Annotated in this window: 25 protein-coding genes and 1 tRNA gene; 24 read left to right on the top strand and 2 right to left on the bottom strand. The window is 59.7% G+C overall.

Annotated elements, in window-relative coordinates; all coding sequences use genetic code 11:
• Nucleotides 1-150: 150 nt before the first annotated feature.
• The gene (locus H0Z09_RS15115) at nt 151-1,113 is read left to right on the top strand and encodes an alpha/beta hydrolase (protein WP_017530053.1); all 963 of its coding nucleotides are present in this window, start codon (nt 151-153) and stop codon (nt 1,111-1,113) included.
• 440 nt (nt 1,114-1,553) lie between these two features.
• The gene (locus H0Z09_RS15120; RefSeq protein ID WP_186691275.1) at nt 1,554-1,862 is read left to right on the top strand and encodes a DUF3077 domain-containing protein; all 309 of its coding nucleotides are present in this window, start codon (nt 1,554-1,556) and stop codon (nt 1,860-1,862) included.
• Between the two features lie 164 nt (nt 1,863-2,026).
• On the opposite strand, the gene H0Z09_RS15125 is transcribed toward H0Z09_RS15120, so the two are convergent.
• Nucleotides 2,027-2,111, bottom strand: a tRNA-Leu gene (locus H0Z09_RS15125).
• Between the two features lie 108 nt (nt 2,112-2,219).
• Here H0Z09_RS15125 and queA point away from each other — a divergent pair.
• The 6 genes from queA to H0Z09_RS15155 all read left to right on the top strand — a co-directional run bounded on the left by queA (nt 2,220) and on the right by H0Z09_RS15155 (nt 8,293).
• On the top strand, nt 2,220-3,269 hold the full coding sequence (queA, locus tag H0Z09_RS15130) for a tRNA preQ1(34) S-adenosylmethionine ribosyltransferase-isomerase QueA (RefSeq protein ID WP_065935087.1): 1,050 nt from the start codon (nt 2,220-2,222) through the stop codon (nt 3,267-3,269).
• A 5-nt stretch (nt 3,270-3,274) separates the two neighbouring features.
• Nucleotides 3,275-4,390 (top strand): tRNA guanosine(34) transglycosylase Tgt, encoded by a 1,116-nt coding sequence (gene tgt / locus H0Z09_RS15135; protein WP_162276164.1) that lies wholly within the window; start codon nt 3,275-3,277, stop codon nt 4,388-4,390.
• Nucleotides 4,391-4,433: 43 nt separating this feature from the next.
• Entirely contained in the window at nt 4,434-4,772 is a 339-nt protein-coding gene (gene yajC / locus H0Z09_RS15140; protein ID WP_003175975.1) for a preprotein translocase subunit YajC, read from the top strand.
• A gap of 62 nt (nt 4,773-4,834) precedes the next feature.
• Nucleotides 4,835-6,703 (top strand): protein translocase subunit SecD, encoded by a 1,869-nt coding sequence (secD, locus tag H0Z09_RS15145; protein WP_057723968.1) that lies wholly within the window; start codon nt 4,835-4,837, stop codon nt 6,701-6,703.
• Between the two features lie 9 nt (nt 6,704-6,712).
• Nucleotides 6,713-7,627 carry a protein translocase subunit SecF gene (gene secF / locus H0Z09_RS15150; RefSeq protein WP_186691276.1) on the top strand — a complete coding sequence of 305 codons (915 nt, stop codon included), beginning with the start codon at nt 6,713-6,715 and terminating at the stop codon, nt 7,625-7,627.
• A gap of 123 nt (nt 7,628-7,750) precedes the next feature.
• The gene (locus H0Z09_RS15155; protein WP_005791197.1) at nt 7,751-8,293 is read left to right on the top strand and encodes a glycine zipper 2TM domain-containing protein; all 543 of its coding nucleotides are present in this window, start codon (nt 7,751-7,753) and stop codon (nt 8,291-8,293) included.
• Nucleotides 8,294-8,500: 207 nt separating this feature from the next.
• Here the strand turns inward: H0Z09_RS15155 and suhB are convergent, their stop codons facing one another.
• Entirely contained in the window at nt 8,501-9,316 is an 816-nt protein-coding gene (gene suhB / locus H0Z09_RS15160; RefSeq protein WP_003175971.1) for an inositol-phosphate phosphatase, read from the bottom strand.
• A 145-nt stretch (nt 9,317-9,461) separates the two neighbouring features.
• Between suhB and trmJ the strand changes: the two genes are divergently transcribed.
• From trmJ to hisS, 16 genes are all read left to right on the top strand, one after another.
• Nucleotides 9,462-10,232: a tRNA (cytosine(32)/uridine(32)-2'-O)-methyltransferase TrmJ gene (gene trmJ, locus H0Z09_RS15165; protein ID WP_057723966.1), complete on the top strand. Its 771-nt coding sequence runs from the start codon at nt 9,462-9,464 to the stop codon at nt 10,230-10,232.
• Nucleotides 10,233-10,234: 2 nt separating this feature from the next.
• Nucleotides 10,235-11,017, top strand: a complete 783-nt coding sequence (cysE, locus tag H0Z09_RS15170; RefSeq protein ID WP_076949879.1) for a serine O-acetyltransferase — start codon at nt 10,235-10,237, stop codon at nt 11,015-11,017.
• A 302-nt stretch (nt 11,018-11,319) separates the two neighbouring features.
• Nucleotides 11,320-11,811, top strand: a complete 492-nt coding sequence (iscR, locus tag H0Z09_RS15175; protein WP_003194020.1) for a Fe-S cluster assembly transcriptional regulator IscR — start codon at nt 11,320-11,322, stop codon at nt 11,809-11,811.
• Nucleotides 11,812-11,861: 50 nt separating this feature from the next.
• Nucleotides 11,862-13,076 carry an IscS subfamily cysteine desulfurase gene (locus tag H0Z09_RS15180; protein WP_065951249.1) on the top strand — a complete coding sequence of 405 codons (1,215 nt, stop codon included), beginning with the start codon at nt 11,862-11,864 and terminating at the stop codon, nt 13,074-13,076.
• A gap of 99 nt (nt 13,077-13,175) precedes the next feature.
• Complete coding sequence (gene iscU / locus H0Z09_RS15185) at nt 13,176-13,562, top strand: Fe-S cluster assembly scaffold IscU (RefSeq protein ID WP_003175965.1); 387 nt, start codon at nt 13,176-13,178, stop codon at nt 13,560-13,562.
• 28 nt (nt 13,563-13,590) lie between these two features.
• The gene (gene iscA / locus H0Z09_RS15190) at nt 13,591-13,914 is read left to right on the top strand and encodes an iron-sulfur cluster assembly protein IscA (protein WP_003175963.1); all 324 of its coding nucleotides are present in this window, start codon (nt 13,591-13,593) and stop codon (nt 13,912-13,914) included.
• Nucleotides 13,915-13,922: 8 nt separating this feature from the next.
• On the top strand, nt 13,923-14,444 hold the full coding sequence (hscB, locus tag H0Z09_RS15195; protein WP_057723963.1) for a co-chaperone HscB: 522 nt from the start codon (nt 13,923-13,925) through the stop codon (nt 14,442-14,444).
• A gap of 53 nt (nt 14,445-14,497) precedes the next feature.
• Nucleotides 14,498-16,360, top strand: coding sequence for a Fe-S protein assembly chaperone HscA (gene hscA / locus H0Z09_RS15200; protein ID WP_057723962.1), 1,863 nt, complete (start codon nt 14,498-14,500; stop codon nt 16,358-16,360).
• 3 nt (nt 16,361-16,363) lie between these two features.
• Nucleotides 16,364-16,705 (top strand): ISC system 2Fe-2S type ferredoxin, encoded by a 342-nt coding sequence (fdx, locus tag H0Z09_RS15205; RefSeq protein ID WP_057723961.1) that lies wholly within the window; start codon nt 16,364-16,366, stop codon nt 16,703-16,705.
• 14 nt (nt 16,706-16,719) lie between these two features.
• Complete coding sequence (gene iscX / locus H0Z09_RS15210; RefSeq protein ID WP_003238461.1) at nt 16,720-16,920, top strand: Fe-S cluster assembly protein IscX; 201 nt, start codon at nt 16,720-16,722, stop codon at nt 16,918-16,920.
• 90 nt (nt 16,921-17,010) lie between these two features.
• Nucleotides 17,011-17,436, top strand: coding sequence for a nucleoside-diphosphate kinase (gene ndk / locus H0Z09_RS15215; protein WP_003175956.1), 426 nt, complete (start codon nt 17,011-17,013; stop codon nt 17,434-17,436).
• 29 nt (nt 17,437-17,465) lie between these two features.
• The gene (gene rlmN, locus H0Z09_RS15220; protein WP_057723960.1) at nt 17,466-18,614 is read left to right on the top strand and encodes a 23S rRNA (adenine(2503)-C(2))-methyltransferase RlmN; all 1,149 of its coding nucleotides are present in this window, start codon (nt 17,466-17,468) and stop codon (nt 18,612-18,614) included.
• Nucleotides 18,615-18,626: 12 nt separating this feature from the next.
• Nucleotides 18,627-19,385, top strand: coding sequence for a type IV pilus biogenesis/stability protein PilW (pilW, locus tag H0Z09_RS15225; RefSeq protein ID WP_186691277.1), 759 nt, complete (start codon nt 18,627-18,629; stop codon nt 19,383-19,385).
• Nucleotides 19,385-20,374: a RodZ family helix-turn-helix domain-containing protein gene (locus tag H0Z09_RS15230; RefSeq protein ID WP_186691278.1), complete on the top strand. Its 990-nt coding sequence runs from the start codon at nt 19,385-19,387 to the stop codon at nt 20,372-20,374. The genes pilW and H0Z09_RS15230 overlap by 1 nt, the downstream gene beginning before the upstream one ends.
• Nucleotides 20,375-20,376: 2 nt before the next feature.
• The gene (gene ispG / locus H0Z09_RS15235) at nt 20,377-21,486 is read left to right on the top strand and encodes a flavodoxin-dependent (E)-4-hydroxy-3-methylbut-2-enyl-diphosphate synthase (RefSeq protein ID WP_057723957.1); all 1,110 of its coding nucleotides are present in this window, start codon (nt 20,377-20,379) and stop codon (nt 21,484-21,486) included.
• A 21-nt stretch (nt 21,487-21,507) separates the two neighbouring features.
• On the top strand, nt 21,508-22,797 hold the full coding sequence (hisS, locus tag H0Z09_RS15240; protein ID WP_186691279.1) for a histidine--tRNA ligase: 1,290 nt from the start codon (nt 21,508-21,510) through the stop codon (nt 22,795-22,797).
• The last annotated feature ends 35 nt before the right edge of the window (nt 22,798-22,832 follow it).

Below are 22,832 nucleotides of genomic sequence, written 5' to 3' on the forward strand. Positions count from 1 at the left end.
TAGGGAGATTACCAATGTTCTCAGATTATGTTGGGTTATTGAAACGGGCAATATAGCCATATCAAGTTGGTGCGCCTGAAGCTCGACAAGCCATGAACTCACCGCCTGATAGCCCACTTATCTTTTTCATTCAGTGTCCAAGGAGTTTGCATGAGCATTAAGACTTTGTTAGCCGCCACTGCCCTTAGTGCAGCGCTCGCCAGCGCAGGAGTGGAAGCAGCCGACATTAGCCACCAAAGGGCAAGCGACGTACAACACCATTTTGTAGAGGTAAAAGGGGTCCGCATCTTCTATCGGGAAGCGGGCGACCCATCGGCGCCAACCATCGTGTTGCTTCATGGATTCCCTACCTCATCATTCATGTATCGCGACTTGATGTCGAAGCTAGCGGACCGTTACCACGTGATTGCCCCTGACTTCCCAGGTTTTGGATTCTCGGACAGCCCTGATCGGGCGAAGTACTCATACACGTTCGACAACATCGCCAAAACCATGGACGGATTTACTGAAGCGCTTGCGCTGAATCGCTACGCTCTTCAAGTGTTCGACTACGGTGCGCCTGTAGGCTGGCGGATGGCCGTCGCACACCCCGATAGAATCAGCGCAATCATCAGCCAAAACGGGAATGCTTACGTTGAAGGCCTCAGCGAGGGCTGGAACCCGATTCAACGTTACTGGAACGCTCCCACTGCCGAGAACCGCAACGCATTGCGCGAGCTGCTCAAACCAGAATCAATCAAGTGGCAATACACGCATGGCGTAGCGGACCCTGACAGTATCGCACCTGAAACATACACCTTGGATTACGCGTTCGTTTCGCGACCAGGTAACGATGAAATCCAGCTAGACCTGTTCGCAGACTATGCTACCAACGTGAAGCGCTACCCCGAGTTCCAGGCGTATTTCCGCAAATATCAGCCGCCGATGTTGGCCGTCTGGGGAAAGAACGATCCGTTTTTTCTCCCGGCAGGAGCGAACGCGTTCAAGCGTGATATTCCCAAAGCTGAGGTACATCTCTACGACACCGGGCACTTCGCACTGGAAACACACTTGAACGAGATCAGTGGCGAAATCCACCGTTTCCTAGACCGGAATGTGGTGCAGCAAAAATAAGTCCTGTCGCACTTCTGCAACGGCGGGCCGTGCGCTCGCTGTTGCTGGTCCTCTCTACTCACTCGTTAGCGTGTTGTGTGTTACGTGGCTCAATAGCGCCTAGCTTCGTAGAAACATCCGACTGACTGCTTTTGGCCGAAAGCGGCCGCCAGAGTACCTCTTACACGGTAAGCGTGATAGGAGGGGCTGACCACGATGTTGTTTCCGCCAACACTCGCCCAACCCCGATTTGCCTGCCGGAAACCTTTCGCCACAGATCCAGCCTTCCAGCCCCAACCCCTCCTGCGCTACCTTCCACCGTCGCTTCCAACCCTGCGACCGGACCTGATAATCCGAAAACAATAGGCTCACTTACTTAGGAGCTTATCAATGAGCGTTTCTGATCAGTCGTACTCTCGCAATCCTGCAACCCACACCTCCACCCACCTGAGAGGTGCCCAATGATCAACCCACCCCTCAACAAAACCCTCGGCGTTATCACCTTCTCCACCTGCGGCAAACAGCCCAACCTCCATCGCCTATTCCGCGTCAATTCCGGCGTGCCTATCCGTGACGCCCTGGAGCATGCCTCCGAGCTTCTGCACTGTTCAAAAATGCTGGCATTGGATGCAGCGATGGATACAGGTGCGGATCGTTTTGCCTGGGCAGCACATTATTTGGGCGAGATGGCGAAGGCGGTGGTGGATGATTTGGCGAATGGGATGTTGCCGAATGGGGTTGTGGAGGAGGGGGATTCGGTTGGGGTGTAGGCAGGTGGTTTGAGGGTGTTGGGGCTGGCGCAATCGCAGGCAAGCCAGCTCCCACATTTGGACTGTGTTTCAGGCTGGAAGTGGGTGGTGGAGGATGAATCCGCTGACTGCCACTTTTCTACAGACAAAAAAAAGACCTTGAATTTCAAGGTCTTTTTTTAAGATGGTGCCCCGAGGGAGAATCGAACTCCCACTTCTTTCGAAAACGGATTTTGAATCCGCCGCGTCTACCAATTCCGCCATCAGGGCTCAATGGCGGCGAAGTATAGAGATGAGATTACCGTTGGTCAATCACGTTTCATGGTCAATTTTGACTATTTCCGCTAGACTTCCCGGCCCTGCTAGACGAACCCCATCATGCGCGTTGCTGACTTTACTTTTGAGCTCCCTGATTCGCTGATCGCTCGCCACCCGTTGGCCGAGCGTCGCGCCAGTCGACTGCTGACCCTGGACGGGCCGAGCGGTGCCCTCGCACACCGTCAATTCACTGATTTGCTTGAGCATTTGCGCCCGGGCGATTTGATGGTGTTCAACAATACCCGGGTGATTCCGGCGCGGCTTTTTGGCCAGAAAGCCTCCGGCGGCAAGCTGGAAATTCTGGTGGAAAGGGTGCTGGACAGTCATCGTGTGCTGGCCCATGTGCGCTCCAGCAAGTCGCCGAAACCGGGGTCGAGCATCCTCATCGATGGCGGTGGCGAGGCCGAGATGGTTGCGCGCCATGATGCGTTGTTCGAGCTCAGGTTTGCCGAAGAGGTGTTGCCGCTGCTGGAGCGCGTCGGGCATATGCCGTTGCCTCCTTATATAGACCGCCCCGACGAAGACGCGGACCGCGAGCGCTATCAGACGGTGTATTCCCAGCGCCTCGGCGCGGTGGCTGCGCCGACGGCCGGGCTGCATTTCGACCAGCCGCTGCTGGATGCGATTGCCGCCAAGGGCGTCGAAAGCGCCTATGTGACCCTGCACGTGGGGGCCGGGACGTTTCAGCCGGTGCGTGTGGAGAACATCGAAGACCATCATATGCACAGCGAGTGGCTGGAAGTCAGCCAGGACGTGGTGGACGCGGTCAACGCGTGCAAGGCGCGCGGCGGGCGGGTAGTTGCGGTGGGCACCACCAGCGTGCGCTCGCTTGAGAGTGCGGCGCGCGATGGCGTGCTCAAGCCGTTCAGTGGCGACACCGATATCTTTATTTTCCCGGGCCGGCCGTTTCATGTGGTCGATTGCCTGGTCACCAATTTCCATTTGCCGGAATCCACGCTGTTGATGCTGGTGTCGGCCTTTGCCGGTTACCCGGAAACCATGGCGGCTTATCAAGCCGCCATCGCCAACGAGTACCGCTTTTTCAGCTACGGTGATGCGATGTTTATCACCCGCAACCCGGCGCCGCGCGGCCCAGAGGAACAACTATGAGTCGTATGTCGTTTGAATTATTGGCCACCGACGGCAAAGCCCGTCGTGGTCGCGTGACCTTCCCGCGCGGCACCGTGGAGACCCCGGCGTTCATGCCGGTGGGTACCTACGGCACCGTCAAGGGCATGCTGCCGCGTGACATCGTCGCCACCGGCGCCGAGATCATCCTCGGCAATACCTTCCACCTGTGGCTGCGCCCGGGCACGGAAGTGATCAAGAAGCATGGCGACCTGCATGACTTCATGAAGTGGCAGGGCCCGATCCTCACCGACTCCGGTGGTTTCCAGGTGTTCAGCCTGGGCGCCATGCGCAAGATCAAGGAGGAGGGCGTAACCTTCGCCTCGCCGGTGGACGGTTCCAAGGTGTTCATGGGCCCGGAAGAATCGATGCAGGTACAGCGCGACCTGGGCTCCGACATCGTGATGATTTTTGACGAGTGCACGCCGTACCCGGCTGACGAAGACGTCGCGCGCGTCTCCATGGAGCTGTCGTTGCGCTGGGCCCAGCGTTCGAAGAACGCCCACGGCGACAACACGGCGGCGCTGTTCGGCATTGTTCAGGGCGGCATGCACGAAAGCCTGCGCAAGCGCTCGCTGGAAGGCCTCGACAAGATCGGCTTTGACGGCCTGGCCATCGGCGGTCTGTCGGTGGGCGAGCCCAAGCACGAGATGATCAAGGTGCTCGACTACCTGCCGGGCCTGATGCCCGCAGACAAACCTCGTTACCTTATGGGCGTTGGCAAACCGGAAGATCTCGTAGAGGGTGTGCGCCGCGGTGTGGACATGTTCGATTGCGTGATGCCAACCCGTAATGCCCGCAATGGGCATCTGTTCATCGATACAGGCGTGCTGAAGATCCGTAACGCGTTCCATCGCCATGATGATTCGCCGCTCGATCCGACCTGCGATTGCTATACCTGCCAGAACTTCTCCCGTGCTTATCTGCACCATCTGGACAAGTGTGGGGAAATGCTGGGTAGCATGTTGAATACCATCCACAATTTGCGTCATTACCAAGTCCTGATGGCTGGTTTGCGCGAGGCTATTCAACAGGGTACATTGGCCGCCTTCGTCGATGCCTTCTATGCCAAGCGCGGGCTCCCTGTGCCGCCCTTGGACTGAGTTTCCCGACCCTAAGATTCACTATTTGCAACTGGAGTGCTAAATGAGCTTTTTTATCTCTAACGCCATGGCTGACGCCGCTGCGCCTGCTGCTGCCGGCCCGATGGGCGGTGGTTTCGAGTGGATTTTCCTGGTCGGCTTCCTGGTCATCTTCTACCTGATGATCTGGCGTCCACAGGCCAAGCGCGCCAAAGAGCAGAAGAACCTGCTGGGCAGCCTGCAGAAAGGCGACGAAGTTGTGACCACTGGCGGTATCGCCGGCAAGATCACCAAGGTTTCCGATGCTTTCGTGGTTCTGGAAGTCTCCGACACCGTAGAAATGAAGTTCCAGAAGGGCGCCATCGCCGCCACGCTGCCAAAAGGCACGCTCAAAGCGATCTAAGTAACAACCTTTACCAATCGACGGGGCGCGCAAGGCGCCCCGCGTTATAAGCGGGCGGCGTGATGCTGAACAAATACCCTCTGTGGAAATACGTACTGATCCTGGCGGTGCTGGCGATCGGTTTTATTTATTCCGCTCCCAATCTCTATCCTGATGACCCGGCGATCCAGATTTCTGGTGCCAGCACTTCGCTGCAGGTCAATCAGGCTGATCTGGACCGTGCGAGCAAAGCGCTCACCGACGCGGGCATCCAGGTTAAAGCGGCAACCTTGGCAGCTGGTTCCAAAGGCGGCTTGTTGCGCCTGACCAAGCAAGAAGACCAATTGCCGGCCAAGGATGTTGTACGCAAGGCTATGGGTGACGACTACGTTGTCGCGCTCAACCTGGCACAGACCACGCCACAATGGCTGCGCAGCATTGGCGCGCACCCGATGAAGCTGGGTCTGGACTTGTCCGGTGGTGTGCACTTCCTTCTGGAAGTCGACATGGACAAGGCCCTCGACGCACGCCTGAAAGTCTATGAAGGCGATGTGAAGAGCCTGCTGCGCAAAGAGAAACTGCGTTATCGCAGCCTGCCGCAGCTCAACGGTGCCATCCAGCTGGGCTTCTCTGATGAAGCGTCCCGCGAACAGGCCCGTGCGCTGATCCGCAAGAACTTCAACGATTTCGACATCGTACCGGCCGACCTCAACGGTCAGGCTGTACTGCGTCTGGCGATGAGCCCGGCCAAGATCGCGGAAATCCGTGAATATTCCATCAAGCAGAACTTGACCACGGTGCGTAACCGCGTCAACGAGCTGGGTGTGGCCGAGCCGATCGTGCAGCGCCAGGGCGCCAACCGCATCGTGGTTGAACTGCCGGGTGTGCAGGACACCGCTGAAGCCAAGCGTATCCTGGGTAAGACCGCCAACCTGGAATTCCGCCTCGCGGCTGAGCCGGGTGCTACCCGCGCGACTTCCGAAGAGTTCGAGTTCCGTGAAGGCAACCGTCCTCCAGCCTTGATCGAGCGTGGCTTGATCATCACTGGCGACCAGGTGACCGATGCCAAGGCCGGTTTCGGCGAGCACGGTACCCCTGAAGTGAACATCCGCCTGGATGGCCACGGCGGCGAACTGATGAGCCGCGCCACGCGCAGCAACGTCGGCCGCAGCATGGCGGTGATCTTCATCGAACAGCGCCCGGTGACCACCTACACCAAGCAGATGGTCAACGGCGTCGAGAAAGACGTGCCGGTACAGACCTTCAAGGAAGAGAAGAAGATCATCAGCCTGGCGACCATCCAGTCGCCGCTGGGTGCGCAATTTCGCATCACGGGCCTGAACGGTCAGGGTGAATCTTCCGAACTGGCCCTGCTGTTGCGTGCCGGTGGTTTGGCGGCGCCGATGTACTTCGCTGAAGAACGTACCATCGGCCCGAGCCTGGGTGCCGACAACATCACCAAGGGTGTCGATGCGGCGCTGTGGGGCATGTTGTTCGTGTCGCTGTTCATCATCGCCATCTACCGCTTCTTCGGCGTCATCGCCACTGTGGCCCTGGCGGGCAACATGGTGATGCTGCTGGCATTGATGTCATTGCTGGGCGCAACCCTGACCCTGCCGGGTATCGCCGGTATCGTCCTTACCATGGGTATGGCGGTGGACGCCAACGTGCTGATCTTCTCGCGGATCCGTGAAGAGATCGCCGCGGGCATGACCGTACAGCGTGCAATCAACGAAGGCTTCGGCCGGGCATTTACCGCGATTCTCGACTCCAACCTGACCACCTTGCTGGTCGGCGGGATTCTCTTTGCTATGGGCACCGGCCCCGTCAAAGGTTTTGCGGTAACCATGTCCCTCGGTATCTTTACCTCGATGTTCACGGCCATTCTGGTGACCCGCGCAATGGTCAACCTGATCTTTGGCGGACGTGACTTCAAGAAGTTGTGGATTTAAGGGGCTGCCATGTTACGTACAATCAACTTCATGGGCGTTCGCAACATTGCGTTCGGCGCCACTGTGCTCCTTACCGTTCTGGCGTTGTTCAGCTGGTTCCATAAGGGCCTGAACTACGGTCTGGACTTCACCGGCGGTACGCTCATCGAGCTGACCTACGAGAAGCCGGCCGACGTTACCCTGGTGCGCAACGAGCTGGTCAAGGCCGGCTACCACGAAGCCGTGGTGCAGAACTTCGGCGCGACCACCGACCTGCTGGTGCGCATGCCTGGCGAAGACCCGCAACTGGGTCACCAGGTGGCCGAGGCCTTGCAGAAGGTCGGCGGCGACAACCCGGCGTCGGTTAAGCGTGTCGAGTTCGTCGGCCCGCAAGTCGGTGAAGAGCTGCGCGACCAGGGCGGCCTCGGCATGCTGATGGCGCTGGTCGGCATCATGATCTACCTGGCCTTTCGCTTTCAGTGGAAGTTCGGGGTCGGCGCCATTGTGTCGCTGATCCACGACGTGATCGTGACCGTGGGTATCCTGGCGTACTTCCAGATCACCTTCGACCTGACCGTATTGGCGGCCGTGCTGGCGATCATTGGTTACTCCCTCAACGACACCATTGTGGTGTTCGACCGGGTTCGCGAGAACTTCCGCGTACTGCGCAAAGCGACGTTGATCGAGAACATCAACATCTCCACTACCCAGACCTTGCTGCGGACCATGGCGACGTCGATCTCCACCTTGCTGGCGATCGCTGCGCTGATGATCTTCGGGGGCGACAACCTGTGGGGCTTCTCCCTGGCGCTGTTCATTGGCGTGCTGGCGGGTACCTACTCGTCGATCTACATCGCCAACGTGGTGCTGATCTGGCTGAACCTCAACAGCGAAGACTTGATCCCTCCGGCCGCCACCGGCAAGGAGGTCGACGACCGTCCTTGATGGGCAGGCGTTGATTTGCTGTTACAAAGAAGGCACGAGATTGAACTCGTGCCTTTTTTTTCGCTCCAAGGCTGGGTATAGCGCGGATCTTTCGGTCCGCTTGTGATGGTCAGGAGGTTCAACGTGAACAAGTCGTTGCTGGTTGGTGCGGTATTGGGTGCTGTCGGTGTGACTGCCGGGGGCGCTGTTGCCACCTACAGCCTGGTAAAAAGCGGCCCTGAGTATGCGCAAGTGCTGGCGGTGCAGCCGGTAAAAACCCAGATTAAAACCCCGCGTGAGGTCTGCAAGGATGTCACCGTGACCCGGCAGCGTCCGGTGCAGGATCAGCATCAAATCGCCGGTACCGTCGTAGGCGCCCTGGCAGGTGGCCTGCTAGGCAACCAGATCGGTGGCGGTAACGGCAAGAAGCTGGCAACGGTAGCCGGTGCGGTCGGTGGCGGTTATGCGGGTAACAAGGTTCAGGAAGGTATGCAGAACCGCGATACCTACACCACTACCCAGACTCGCTGTAACACTGTGAACGACATCAGCGACAAGGTTGTGGGCTACGACGTTCGTTACAACCTGGATGGCAAGGAAGGTACCGTGCGTATGGAGCGTGATCCAGGCGGCCAGATTCCAGTCGACAAGGAAGGGCGTTTGATCCTGGGTCAGAACCAGCAATAATCTCAAGCCTATTGCGATTCAAAATGTGGGAGCGGGCTTGCTCGCGAAGGCGTACCGTCAGTCACCAAAGTTATCGACTGATCCACCGCATTCGCGAGCAAGCCCGCTCCCACATTTGGTATGTGTTGTAGTTGAAAATGCGGCATCGCCCAAATCCCAGGCATAAAAAAAGCACCCCCTCAGGGGTGCTTTTTTATGCCTGCTCGCTTAACGCTTCAGCGAAGCCGGCAAATGCGGCTGGATCGCCGTCAATACTGCCTTGAAGCATTTGGTGTTGCCGGCAACCACGTGGCCTTTCTCAAGGAAGTCATGACCACCGGTAAAGTCGCTCACCAAGCCGCCCGCTTCCTGGATCAGCAGGGCGCCTGCAGCCATGTCCCACTCGGACAGGCCCGACTCCCAGAATGCATCAAAACGGCCGGCGGCCACATAAGCCAGGTCCAGGCTCGCAGCGCCGGCGCGACGGATGCCGGCGGTCTGGCCAACCAGGGCGCGGAACATGCCTAGGTAGTTTTCCAGGTTGTCCATCTGGTCGTCACGGAACGGGAAGCCGGTGCCCAGTAGGGCGCCGTCCAGGCTGGTGCGGCCGCTCACGCGCAAACGACGGCCATTGAGCTGGGCGCCACGGCCACGGCTGGCGGTGAATTCTTCCTGGCGGACCGGGTCCAGCACGACGGCGTGTTCCAGGCGACCACGGTATTTGCACGCGATGCTCACGGCAAAGTGCGGGATGCCGCGCAGGAAGTTGGTGGTGCCGTCCAGTGGGTCGATGATCCACAGGTAGTCTTCGCCTTCGCCGCTGCCTTTGTGCAGCCCGGTTTCTTCGCCGAGAATGCCGTGGGTAGGGTAGGCCTTGCGCAGGGCGTCGATGATTTTCTGTTCGGCGGCGCGATCCACCTCGGATACATAATCCTTGGCGTCTTTTTCGTCGACCTTGATGGTATCCAGGCGCTCGATGGAGCGGAAGATCAATTCACTGGCGCTGCGGGCGGCGCGCAGCGCGATATTCAGCATGGGCTGCATGGATAGGTCACCTAAGGTTGTTAAAGAAAGCCGAGCAGTTTAGCAGAAACTTTCTTCAGGTGAAGGACGACGTTAGCTTTCATGGCATAACCTTGGGCTGTTCTGTAAGATTTGCTCCCCTTTCCCGTGTCCGAGAGCGCCTCCCTTGCTGCAAAACATTCGTGTCGTCCTGGTCAATACCAGCCACCCCGGCAACATCGGCGGGGTGGCGCGTGCCATGAAAAACATGGGGCTGACGCGCCTGGTGCTGGTCGAGCCGCGCCTGTTCCCGCACCATGAGGCCGACGCCCGCGCGTCCGGCGCCAATGACCTCCTGGAAAAAGCCCAGGTCGTCGCCACCCTGGAAGACGCCTTGGTCGGCTGCAACCTGGTGCTGGGCACCAGCGCCCGCGACCGCCGCATCCCCTGGCCATTGCTGGACCCGCGTGAGTGCGGCACCAAGGTGGTGGAAGAGGCCGCCGGCGGTGCTGAAATCGCCCTGGTGTTCGGTCGTGAAGACTCCGGCCTGACCAATGAAGAGCTGCAGCGATGTCATTATCACGTGCACATTCCATCGGACCCTGAATTCAGTTCGCTGAACCTCGGGGCAGCGGTGCAGGTGCTGACCTACGAAGTGCGCATGGCCTGGCTGGCCGCCGAAGGCCAGCCGAGCAAGATGGAGAAGGATGAAGTCGCGTCGACCAAAAGTGGCGAGCTGGCCACGATGGACGAGCTGGAGCGGTTCTATGAGCACCTGGAACAAACCCTGGTGGCCATTGAATTCCTCGATCCTGAAAAGCCACGGCACTTGATGGCGCGCCTGCGCCGGCTGTACGGACGCAGCTCGGTCAGCCGGGCAGAAATGAATATATTGCGTGGCATCCTCACGGAAACCCAGAAAGCGGCCCGTGGCGAGCTGCTTAAGCGGAAGGATTAAAAATGTTCGAGCGTTTGCGAGAAGATATCCAAAGTGTTTTCCACCGTGATCCGGCGGCGCGCAACGCCTTTGAAGTGCTGACCTGCTACCCGGGCATGCATGCGATCTGGATTCACCGGCTGTCCGGCGCGTTGTGGGGCATGGGCTGGAAGTGGTTGGCGCGCGTGGTGTCGAACTTCGGTCGCTGGTTGACCGGCATCGAGATTCACCCGGGTGCCAAGGTGGGGCGTCGTTTCTTCATCGACCATGGCATGGGCATCGTGATCGGCGAGACCGCCGAGATCGGCGATGACGTGACCCTGTACCAAGGCGTGACTCTGGGTGGCACCAGCTGGAACAAAGGCAAGCGTCACCCAACCCTGGGCGATGGCGTGGTGGTGGGGGCGGGCGCCAAGGTGCTTGGGCCGTTCACGGTCGGCGCCGGCGCCAAGGTCGGCTCCAACGCCGTGGTGACCAAGGCTGTGCCGCCGGGCGCGACGGTGGTGGGGATTCCCGGCCGGATCATTGTCAAGCCGGAAGTCGGCGACGAGCAGGAAGCCAAGCGCAAGGCGATGGCCGAGAAGATCGGTTTCGATGCCTATGGCGTCAGCGAAGACATGCCCGACCCAGTCGCACGCGCCATCGGCCAATTGCTCGACCACCTGCAGGCGGTGGACGGCAAGCTGGACGGCATGTGCGGCGCGCTGAAGGACCTGGGTAGTCCGTACTGTGCGAAAGAGCTGCCTGAGCTGCGCGAAGAAGACTTCGCCGAGATCAAGGACGAAGCTGCCACCAAGGCCAGCTAAGTTCTCGTAGCCACCACAAAACCCCTGTGGGAGCGGGCTTGCTCGCGAATGCGGCGTGTCAGTGCCAGATGAATTGACTGGCACACCGCATTCGCGAGCAAGCCCGCTCCCACATTTTGATCTCCATGGGTTCCGCAATTCCGGCGTAGTCCGGTTCCCGCTGTTCGTCCCCACCCTACCCTGCTATGATTCGCGCGCCCTTTTTACGGGTAATCCTGACTAAAGTACTAGGTCTTATAGTTGACTTAAATACTCGGGAATCGCATACTTGCTCCCATTCTGAAACACCTTGGTACTTGTCCATGAGACTGACTACAAAAGGCCGATACGCGGTGACTGCCATGCTCGACCTGGCCTTGCACGCGCAAACTGGGCCGGTGTCCCTGGCCGATATCTCCGAGCGCCAAGGCATTTCCCTGTCGTACCTGGAGCAGCTGTTCGCCAAATTGCGCCGCAGCAACCTGGTTTCCAGCGTGAGAGGCCCAGGTGGCGGCTATCAATTGTCCCGCGACATGCAGGGCATACAGGTAGCCCAGGTGATCGACGCGGTCAACGAATCCGTCGATGCCACCAAGTGCCAGGGCCTGGGTGACTGCCACGCCGGCGACACCTGCCTCACGCACCACTTGTGGTGTGACTTGAGCCTGCAGATCCATGAGTTTTTGAGTGGTATCAGCTTGGCTGATCTTGTGACTCGCCGTGAGGTGCAAGAAGTAGCCCAGCGTCAGGACCAGCGCCGTTGCAACACCAAGGCGCCGCGTCTGGACAAGATCGAAGCGTCCGCCGTCGAGTGACAGCCGCAGAGCTAACGGCGCGCCAGCCAGCCTGATTTAGGAGAAAGTCCATGAAATTGCCGATTTACCTTGATTACTCTGCGACCACCCCGGTTGATCCGCGTGTCGCGCAAAAAATGAGCGAATGCCTGCTGGTTGACGGAAACTTCGGCAACCCGGCCTCCCGCTCCCACGTATTCGGCTGGAAAGCCGAGGAAGCGGTCGAGAACGCACGTCGCCAGGTCGCCGACCTGGTGGGCGCCGACCCGCGCGAAATCGTCTGGACCTCCGGTGCCACCGAGTCCGACAACCTGGCGATCAAGGGCGCGGCGCACTTCTACGCGACCAAAGGCAAACACCTGATCACCACCAAGATTGAGCACAAGGCTGTCCTCGACACCATGCGCCAACTGGAGCGTGAAGGTTTCGAGGTCACCTACCTCGAGCCAACCACCGACGGTATCGTCACCCCGGCCATGATCGAAGCCGCGCTGCGTGAAGACACCATCCTGGTTTCCGTGATCCACGTGAACAACGAAATCGGCACCATCAACGACATCGAAGCGATTGGCGAATTGACCCGCTCCAAGGGCATTCTGCTGCACGTCGACGCCGCTCAGTCCACCGGCAAGGTCGAGATCGACCTGTCCAAGCTGAAAGTCGACCTGATGTCGTTCTCTGCCCACAAGACCTACGGCCCTAAAGGCATCGGCGCCCTCTACGTAAGCCGCAAGCCGCGCGTACGTATCGAGGCCACCATGCACGGCGGCGGTCACGAGCGCGGCATGCGTTCGGGCACCCTGGCGACCCACCAGATCGTCGGCATGGGCGAAGCCTTCCGTGTAGCCAAGGAAGACATGGCTGCCGAAAACGTACGCATCAAGGCCTTGAGCGACCGCTTCTACAAGCAGGTCGAAAATCTTGAAGAGCTGTACATCAACGGCAGCATGACCGCCCGCGTACCGCACAACCTGAATTTGAGCTTCAACTACGTCGAAGGCGAGTCGCTGATCATGGCGCTCAAGGACTTGGCGGTTTCGTCCGGTTCGGCCTGCACCTCGGCCTCCCTTGAGCCTTCGTACGTATTGCGCGCCCTGGGCCGCAACGACGAACTGGCGCACAGCTCGATCCGCTTTACGTTCGGCCGCTTCACCACCGAAGAACAAGTCGACTACGCCGCGCAGAAAGTCTGCGAAGCCGTCAACAAGCTGCGCGTCCTGTCGCCCCTGTGGGACATGTACAAAGACGGCGTCGACATTTCCAAGATCGAGTGGGCGGCACACTAACTATAGAAGCCGCCACCCCAGCTCTGTAGCAACGTGGCGGAAAACGCAGGCGTTTCTACAGGGTTCCAGAGCGGCCCTGATGAGTGAGGATTCAATACCATGGCTTACAGCGAAAAGGTCATCGACCACTACGAAAACCCGCGCAACGTCGGCAAGATGAACGCGGAAGATCCTGATGTCGGCACCGGCATGGTCGGCGCTCCGGCGTGCGGCGATGTGATGCGCCTGCAGATCAAGGTCAACGACGCTGGCGTTATCGAAGACGCCAAGTTCAAGACCTACGGCTGCGGTTCGGCCATCGCCTCCAGCTCCCTGGCGACCGAATGGATGAAAGGCAAGACTCTGGATGAGGCTGTCACCATCAGCAACACCCAGCTGGCCGAAGAACTGGCCTTGCCGCCAGTGAAAATCCACTGCTCGGTGCTCGCGGAAGACGCCATCAAGGCGGCCGTTCGCGACTACAAGCAGAAGAAAGGCTTGATCTAAGTATTTGGCGACGAGTAAGGAGTCAACGATGGCTATCAGCATGACAGAAGCGGCAGCGCAGCACATTCGCCGCTCCCTGAATGGGCGCGGTAAAGGTGAGGGGATTCGTCTGGGTGTTCGCACCACGGGCTGTTCCGGCCTTGCCTACGTGCTGGAGTTTGTCGACGAGGTGGTTGCGGAAGACCAGGTGTTCGAAAGTCACGGCGAAAAGGTGATCATCGACCCGAAAAGCCTGACCTACTTGGACGGCACCGAGCTCGATTTCGTCAAGGAAGGGTTGAACGAAGGCTTCAAGTTCAACAACCCCAACGTCCGCGGTGAATGTGGCTGCGGCGAAAGCTTCAACATCTGAGGCTTCTCGTGGGTACTCCTTGTCATTTCGCTTTATTCGAGCTGCAGCCGAGCTTTCGCCTGGACCTCGAGCAGCTTGCCACGCGCTATCGAGAATTGGCGCGTGGCGTGCATCCGGACCGCTTCGCTGACGCTTCCGAGCGTGAGCAACGCTTGGCGCTGGAGCAATCGGCCAGCCTCAACGAAGCCTATCAGACGCTCAAAAGCCCCCCGAAACGCGCACGTTATTTGCTGGCGATGAAGGGCGGTGAGTTGCCGATGGAAGTCACCGTGCATGACCCGGACTTCCTGATGCAGCAGATGCAGTGGCGCGAAGAACTCGAAGACTTGCAGGACCAGGCCGATGTGGCTGGCGTTGCAGTCTTCAAGCGTCGTCTGAAAGCGGCCCAGGAAGAACTCAACGAAAGCTTCGCAGCCTGTTGGGATGATGCAGCGCAACGCGAGCAGGCCGAACGCCTGATGCGGCGCATGCAGTTCCTCGACAAGCTCACCTACGAAGTGCGCCAGCTAGAAGAGCGCCTCGACGATTAACCCAGTGTGCTGCCCGTGATGCACGCCTGATAGACAGATAAGACCTGATTACCATGGCTCTACTGCAAATCGCCGAACCCGGCCAAAGCCCTCAACCGCACCAGCGTCGCCTGGCGGTCGGGATTGACCTGGGCACCACCAATTCACTGGTTGCCGCCGTGCGCAGCGGCCTGTCCGAGCCGCTGCCCGACGCCAACGGCCAGGTGATCCTGCCGTCCGCCGTGCGCTATCACGCTGACCGCACCGAAGTCGGCGAGTCGGCCAAGCTGGCGGCGTCTACCGATCCGCTCAACACCGTGCTGTCGGTCAAGCGCTTGATGGGTCGTGGTCTGTCCGATGTCAAGCAATTGGGCGACCAGCTGCCGTACCGCTTTGTCGGTGGCGAATCCCATATGCCGTTCATCGACACCGTCCAGGGCGCGAAAAGCCCGGTGGAAGTGTCGGCCGATATCCTCAAGGTGCTGCGCCAGCGTGCGGAAACCACCTTGGGTGGCGAACTGGTGGGGGCGGTGATCACCGTTCCGGCGTATTTCGATGATGCGCAGCGCCAAGCCACCAAGGACGCGGCGAAACTCGCCGGCCTGAACGTGCTGCGCCTGCTCAACGAACCTACCGCGGCTGCGGTGGCTTACGGTCTGGACCAGCATGCCGAAGGCCTGGTTGCCATTTATGACCTGGGCGGCGGCACCTTTGACATTTCGATCCTGCGCCTGACCGGCGGCGTTTTCGAAGTGCTGGCCACCGGTGGCGACAGCGCCCTGGGCGGTGACGACTTTGACCATGCCATTGCGAGCTGGATCATCAGCAGCGCCGGCTTGTCCGCCGACCTGGACCCGGGCGCGCAGCGCAACCTGCTGCAAACCGCCTGCGCCGCCAAGGAAGCGCTGACGGACGTCGCCAGTGTAGAAGTTTCCTACGGTAGCTGGTCGGCCCAGCTGACGCGCGAAGCCTTTGACGCGTTGATCGAGCCCATGGTCGCCCGCAGCCTCAAGGCCTGCCGCCGCGCCGTGCGAGATTCCGGTATCGAGCTGGAAGACGTCGGTGCCGTGGTCATGGTCGGCGGTTCCACCCGCGTTCCACGCGTGCGTGACGCCGTCGCCGAAGCCTTTGGTCGCCAGCCGTTGACTGAAATCGACCCGGACCAGGTCGTCGCCATTGGCGCAGCGATCCAGGCCGACACCCTGGCCGGCAACAAGCGCGATGGCGGCGAACTGCTGCTGCTCGATGTGATTCCGTTGTCCCTGGGGTTGGAAACCATGGGCGGCCTGATGGAGAAGGTGATTCCGCGCAACACCACCATTCCCGTCGCCCGTGCCCAGGACTTCACCACTTACAAAGATGGCCAGACGGCCATGATGATCCATGTGCTGCAAGGCGAGCGCGAGCTGATCAGCGACTGCCGCTCCCTGGCGCGCTTCGAGCTGCGCGGTATCCCGGCGATGGTAGCCGGTGCGGCGAAGATCCGCGTGACCTTCCAGGTCGATGCCGATGGTTTGCTCAGCGTCGCTGCGCGCGAGCTGGCCTCCGGCGTCGAAGCCAGCATCCAGGTCAAGCCGTCCTACGGCCTCACCGACGGCGAAATCGCCAAGATGCTCAAGGACTCGTTCCAATACGCCGGCGACGACAAGGTTGCCCGCGTGCTGCGTGAGCAGCAAGTGGATGCCCAGCGCCTGCTCGAAGCGGTGCAGGGCGCCCTTGAGGCTGACGGCGAGCGTTTGCTGGATGCCGAGGAACGCATGGTCATCGACCTGCAGATGCAGGAATTGGCCGAATTGATGAAAGGCACCGATGGTTACGCCATCGAGCAGCAGACCAAGCGTCTGTCGCAAGTGACCGATGCCTTTGCCGCCCGTCGTATGGACCAGTCGGTAAAAGCCGCCCTGGCGGGGCGCAACCTGAATGAACTTGAGGATTAACTGATGCCGCAGATCATTTTTCTGCCACACGCCGAGCATTGCCCGGACGGTATGGTCGTGGAGGCTGAGACCGGCAAGTCCATCCTGGAAGTGGCCCACGACAACCACATCGAAATTGAAAGCGCCTGCGGCGGTGTGTGCGCTTGCACCACGTGCCACTGCATTATTCGCGAGGGCTTCAACAGCCTGGAAGAGGCTGATGAGCTGGAAGAAGACTTCCTTGACCGCGCCTGGGGCCTGGAAGCGACTTCGCGTCTAAGCTGTCAGGCAAAGGTCGGGACGGAAGACATCACCGTCGAAATTCCGAAATATTCGCTCAACCATGCAGCCGAAGCGCCGCATTGATTCAAGGAACTGTCATGAGCCTGAAATGGGTTGATGTACAAGAAATCGCTATACAACTTGCAGAGGCTCATCCTGAGGTCAATCCTCTTACGGTGAACTTCGTCAAGCTGCGCAACCTCGTCATGGAGCTGCCGGACTTCGACGACATTCCTGACCGGGGTGGCGAGAAGGTTCTGGAGGCGATTCAGGGCCTGTGGATCGAAGAAGCAGACTGAGCCGCCTTTACGCAGTTAGGCAATACCTGATAACCCGCGTATAATTCGCGGGTTTAATTTTTCGTAAATTACCGTTTCTGGAGTTACACCATGGCTGTTCAACGTACTTTCTCCATCATCAAGCCTGACGCTGTTGCAAAAAACGTCATCGGCGAGATCACCACTCGTTTCGAAAAAGCCGGCCTGAAGGTTGTAGCTTCGAAACTCAAGCAACTGTCCAAAGCCGAAGCTGAAGGCTTCTACGCTGAGCACAGCGCTCGTGGTTTCTTCGGCGACCTGGTTGCCTTCATGATCTCCGGTCCTGTTGTTGTCCAGGTATTGGAAGGCGAAAACGCGATCGCGCTGAACCGCGAACTGATGGGTGCTACCAACCCTAAAGAAGCGGCTGCCGGCACCATCCGTGCTGACTTCGCCGAGTCCATCGACGCCAACGCTGTTCACGGTTCGGACTCCGAAGCCGCTGCTGCCCGCGAAATCTCGTACTTTTTCGCTGCTACTGAAGTAACCGCTCGCTAAGCATCGGCTTAAAGAGTGAGGGTGAATCCATGACGACATCGACTGTAAAAACCAACCTGCTGGGGCTGACTCAGCCGGAAATGGAGAAATTCTTCGACTCAATCGGGGAGAAGCGTTTCCGTGCCGGTCAGGTAATGAAATGGATTCACCACTTTGGCGTCGACGATTTCGACGCCATGACGAACGTCAGCAAGGCCCTGCGCGACAAGCTCAAGGCCATTGCCGAGGTCCGTGGTCCCGAAGTGGTCAGCGAGGACATCTCCACCGACGGCACCCGCAAATGGGTGGTGCGCGTGGCGTCCGGCAGCTGCGTCGAGACCGTCTACATTCCCCAGGGCAAGCGCGGCACCTTGTGCGTTTCGTCCCAGGCAGGCTGTGCCCTGGACTGCAGTTTCTGCTCCACCGGCAAGCAAGGCTTCAATAGCAATCTCACCGCCGCCGAAGTGATCGGCCAGGTGTGGATTGCCAACAAATCCTTTGGCAGCGTCCCGGCAACCGTCGACCGTGCCATCACCAACGTGGTGATGATGGGCATGGGTGAGCCGCTGCTGAACTTCGACAACGTCATTGCGGCCATGCACCTGATGATGGACGACCTGGGCTACGGCATCTCCAAGCGCCGTGTGACCCTGTCGACCTCCGGCGTGGTACCGATGATCGATGAGCTGGCCAAGCACATCGACGTCTCGCTGGCCTTGTCGCTGCACGCACCGAATGACGCATTGCGTAACCAATTGGTGCCGATCAACAAGAAGTATCCGCTTAAGATGCTGCTCGAGTCTTGCCAGCGTTATATGGCGACCTTGGGCGAAAAGCGTGTCTTGACCATTGAGTACACCATGCTCAAGGACGTCAACGACAAGGTCGAGCATGCGGTCGAGATGATCGAGTTGCTCAAGAACACCCCGTGCAAGATCAACCTGATTCCGTTCAACCCGTTTCCGCATTCTGGCTACGAGCGGCCGAGCAACAACGCCATTCGCCGTTTCCAGGATCAACTGCACCAGGCCGGCTACAACGTCACCGTGCGCACCACCCGTGGTGAAGACATCGATGCCGCCTGTGGTCAATTGGTAGGGCAGGTGATGGACCGCACCCGCCGCAGCGAGCGTTATATCGCCGGGCGCGAACTGAACGCCGCCGACGATTTGCCGCTGATTGCTGTAAATCGAATCTGAGAGAGGACCTCTATGCCCTTGCGCCTTGCGCTGCTTTTGCTTGTTACCGGTCTCGCGGCCGGTTGTGTTTCATCGGGCCATGACAGCCCGTTGCACACCGGTAAAGGCCGTGAAGAGGCGCGCGTTGCCTATGTGCAACTCGGTTTGGGTTACCTGCAGCAAGGCATGAGCGAGCAGGCCAAGGTGCCGTTGAAGAAAGCCCTTGAGCTGGACGGCGACGATGCCGACGCCAATGGTGCACTGGCCCTGGTGTTCCAGGCCCAGGCCGAGCCAGCACTGGCTGAACAGTATTTCCTCAAGGCCCTGGCCGCACGCCCTGGCGACCCGCGGCTGCTGAACAACTACGGCAGCTTCCTGTTCGCGCAGAAACGCTATGACCAGGCCGCCCTTTATTTCCAGCAGGCCAGCACCGATACCCTCTACCCTGAGCGTTCGCGGGTGTTCGAGAACCTTGGGGTGACCTCGATCCACCTGGGCCAGCGCGACAGTGCCCGCCAGCAGCTGGAAAAAGCCCTGCATTTGAACGGTCGCCAGCCTCGGGCATTGCTCGAAATGGCTGAGTTGTCCTACGAAGACAGGCATTATGTGCCGGCACGTGACTATTACGAGCGTTTTAGCCTGCTCAGTGGGCAAAATGCACGTAGTCTATTGCTCGGTGTGCGCCTGGCGACGGTTCATGAAGAACGCGACACGGCCGCACGTTTTGGCCAGCAACTCGAACGACTCTATCCCGGTACGCCGGAATATCAGCAATACCTGTCGGAGCAATGATGAAAGCGGCGCACCCGGAAGTTGTAGCAGCTAATCGCGTAAACCCAGGCGACACCTTGCGTCAGGCCCGCGAGAGCAATGGTTGGTCGCTGGCGGAAGTGGCCCTCAAGCTCAATTTGACCACCACGTCCCTGGGCAACCTGGAAGCCGGCGCGTTCGATAAGCTGCCTGGGCACACCTTCGCCCGCGGCTATATCCGCGCCTACGCCAAATTGCTGGGTATCGATCAGGCCATCCTGGTCCAGCAGTTCGACCAGTTCACCGGCACCGACTCCCAAGGCAGCAATGTGCATGGCCTGGGGCGCATTGAAGAGCCAACGCGGGTTTCCCACACCATTTTGCGAATCGTCAGCCTGTTGCTGCTGATCGCCGTGATCGGTGGCGGTTTCGTCTGGTGGCAGGACCAGGCGTCCCAGCGCACCAAGGACATGACCAGCAACGCCATGGAGCACGTCGAGGTCGAAAGCGCCGACGGCACCACTCAGATTCATCCGCTGGACGAGCCGGAAGACCAGGCGGTCGCCGAAAGCCAGGCCGCGCCTGAAGCGCCGGTCGCCAGCGAGCAGCCGGCTCCGGAGACCGCACCTGCCGCGACCGCTGCAGTTCCGGCTCCCGCCGCGCCAGCTGCGCCGGCCCACACTCCAACCGCCCAGGCCCACGTACCGGCCGCTCCAGCGCAGGCGCCAGCGGCAGCCACGCCAGCCGCCCCCGCGATTTCGCCGCCGACCACCCCAGCGTTGATCGCCGGTGATGGCCGCGTACAGATCACCTTCGTCGCTGATTGCTGGATGCAACTCACCGACGGCAACGGCAAAGTGCTGTTCAGCGGTCTGAAGCGTAAGGGAGATACGCTTGAGCAGGGCGGCAAGCCTCCTTTGACGCTGCGTCTGGGCTTTGCCCGTGGCGCGCAAGTGGCCTATAACGGCCAGCCTGTGGACGTGGCGCCGTTCACCAGCGGCGAGACCGCTCGAATCAAGTTGGGACAATAGTCATGCACGGCGAATCTCCAATCAAACGTCGCGTATCGCGCAAGATCTGGGTCGGCTCGGTGCCGGTGGGTGGCGATGCCCCCATCGCGGTGCAGAGCATGACCAACAGCGACACCAACGACGTCGCCGCCACCGTTGCCCAGATCAACCGTCTGGAAGCGGCAGGCGTGGACATCGTGCGCGTGTCGGTGCCGGACATGGACGCGGCCGAAGCCTTCGGTCGCATCAAGCAACTGGTCAAGGTGCCGTTGGTTGCCGACATTCACTTCGACTACAAGATCGCGTTGCGCGTGGCCGAACTGGGTGTGGACTGCCTGCGCATCAACCCAGGCAACATCGGCCGCGAAGACCGTGTGCGCGCGGTGGTGGACGCGGCCCGTGATCGTGGCATTCCAATCCGCATCGGCGTCAACGCCGGTTCCCTGGAAAAAGACCTGCAAAAGAAATACGGCGAGCCTACTCCCGCGGCGTTGGTTGAATCGGCGCTGCGCCACGTCGAGCACCTGGAACGCCTGAATTTCCAGGACTTCAAGGTCAGCGTAAAGGCCTCCGATGTGTTCATGGCGGTAGAAGCCTACCGCCTGCTGGCCAAGGAAATCGTGCAGCCGTTGCACCTGGGTATCACTGAAGCCGGCGGTTTACGCTCAGGCACAGTGAAATCTGCGGTGGGTCTCGGTATGCTGCTCGCCGAAGGGATTGGCGATACTATCCGCATCTCCCTGGCGGCTGACCCGGTTGAGGAAGTGAAAGTCGGCTACGACATTCTCAAATCCCTGCGTTTGCGTTCCCGTGGTATCAATTTCATTGCCTGCCCGAGCTGCTCGCGGCAGAACTTCGACGTGGTGAAAACCATGAACGACCTGGAATTGCGCCTCGAAGACCTGCTGGTGCCGCTGGACGTTGCAGTGATCGGTTGCGTGGTGAACGGGCCGGGTGAAGCCAAGGAGGCCCATGTGGGCCTGACCGGCGGTACGCCCAACCTGATCTACATCGACGGCAAGCCGGCGCAGAAGTTAACGAATGACAATCTGGTGGATCAGCTCGAAAAACTGATCCGCCAGAAAGCGGCCGAAAAGGTCGCGGCTGACGCAGCGCTGATCGCGCGCGGCTAAGAACGAATTTAAGGATTTGATGTGAGCAAGTCTCTGCAAGCCATTCGCGGCATGAACGACATCCTGCCGGAGCAGACGCCACTGTGGCGCTACTTCGAAAGCACGGTCGCGCGCCTGCTGGATAACTACGGTTACAAGCAGATCCGCATGCCGATCGTCGAATTCACCGAGCTGTTCAAGCGCTCCATCGGTGAAGTGACCGACATCGTCGAAAAAGAGATGTACACCTTTGAAGACCGCAATGGCGACTCCCTGACCCTGCGTCCGGAAGGCACCGCCGCATGCGTTCGCGCTGTACTGGAGCATGGCATCACGGGTGGCGGCCAAACCCAGAAACTGTGGTACATCGGCCCGATGTTCCGCCACGAGCGTCCGCAGAAAGGCCGTTATCGCCAATTCCACCAGATCGGTTGCGAAGTGTTCAACCTGGACGGTCCGGACATCGACGCCGAGCTGATCGTGCTGACCTGGCGCCTGTGGGGCCAGTTGGGCATCCGCGACGCGGTCAAGCTTGAGCTCAACAGCCTGGGCACCAGTGAGTCCCGTGGCCGCTACCGGGTCGCGCTGGTCGAGTACCTGTCTGCCCACCTGGACAAGTTGGACGAAGACAGCCAGCGCCGCCTGAAGACCAACCCGCTGCGCGTGCTTGATACCAAAAATGCCGACACCCAGGCGGTGCTGGTCGACGCGCCGAAAATGGCCGACTACCTGGACGACGAATCCCGCACGCACTTCGAGGGCCTCAAGGCTCGTCTGGATGCGGCTGGTATTCCCTACGTCATCAATCCAAAGCTGGTGCGCGGCCTCGACTACTACAGCAAAACCGTGTTCGAGTGGGTCACCGACAAGCTCGGCGCCCAGGGCACCGTGTGTGCCGGTGGGCGCTACGACGGCCTGGTCGAGCAGATGGGCGGCAAGCCGACGACCGGTGTAGGTTTCGCCATGGGTATCGAGCGGTTGATCCTGCTGCTTGAGACCCTGGAGCAGGTCCCTGAAGAAATTTCCCGTCAGGTGGACGTGTACCTTTGCGCCTTTGGCGAGGCTGCCGAACTGGCAGCCCTGGCCTTGAGCGAAAAAGTGCGTGACCAACTGCCGAACCTGCGCCTGCAGGTGAACGCCGGCGCCGGCAGCTTCAAGAGCCAGTTCAAGAAGGCCGACAAGAGCGGCGCGCTGTATGCGCTGATCCTCGGCGAGGACGAGCTGGCCCAGCAAGTGATAGGTTTCAAACCCCTGCGTGGCCAGGGCGAGCAACAGAACATTGCCTTTGATGCGCTCGCTGCGCACTTGGCCACCTGCGTCGTGCAGGGTTGAAGCTGTCGAACAGCCGAATTTAGCGATTAAGGAGT

Origin of the sequence: Pseudomonas sp. SWRI18 (genome assembly GCF_014268345.1) — a bacterium.
Classification (GTDB): Bacteria; Pseudomonadota; Gammaproteobacteria; order Pseudomonadales; family Pseudomonadaceae; genus Aquipseudomonas; species Aquipseudomonas cedrina.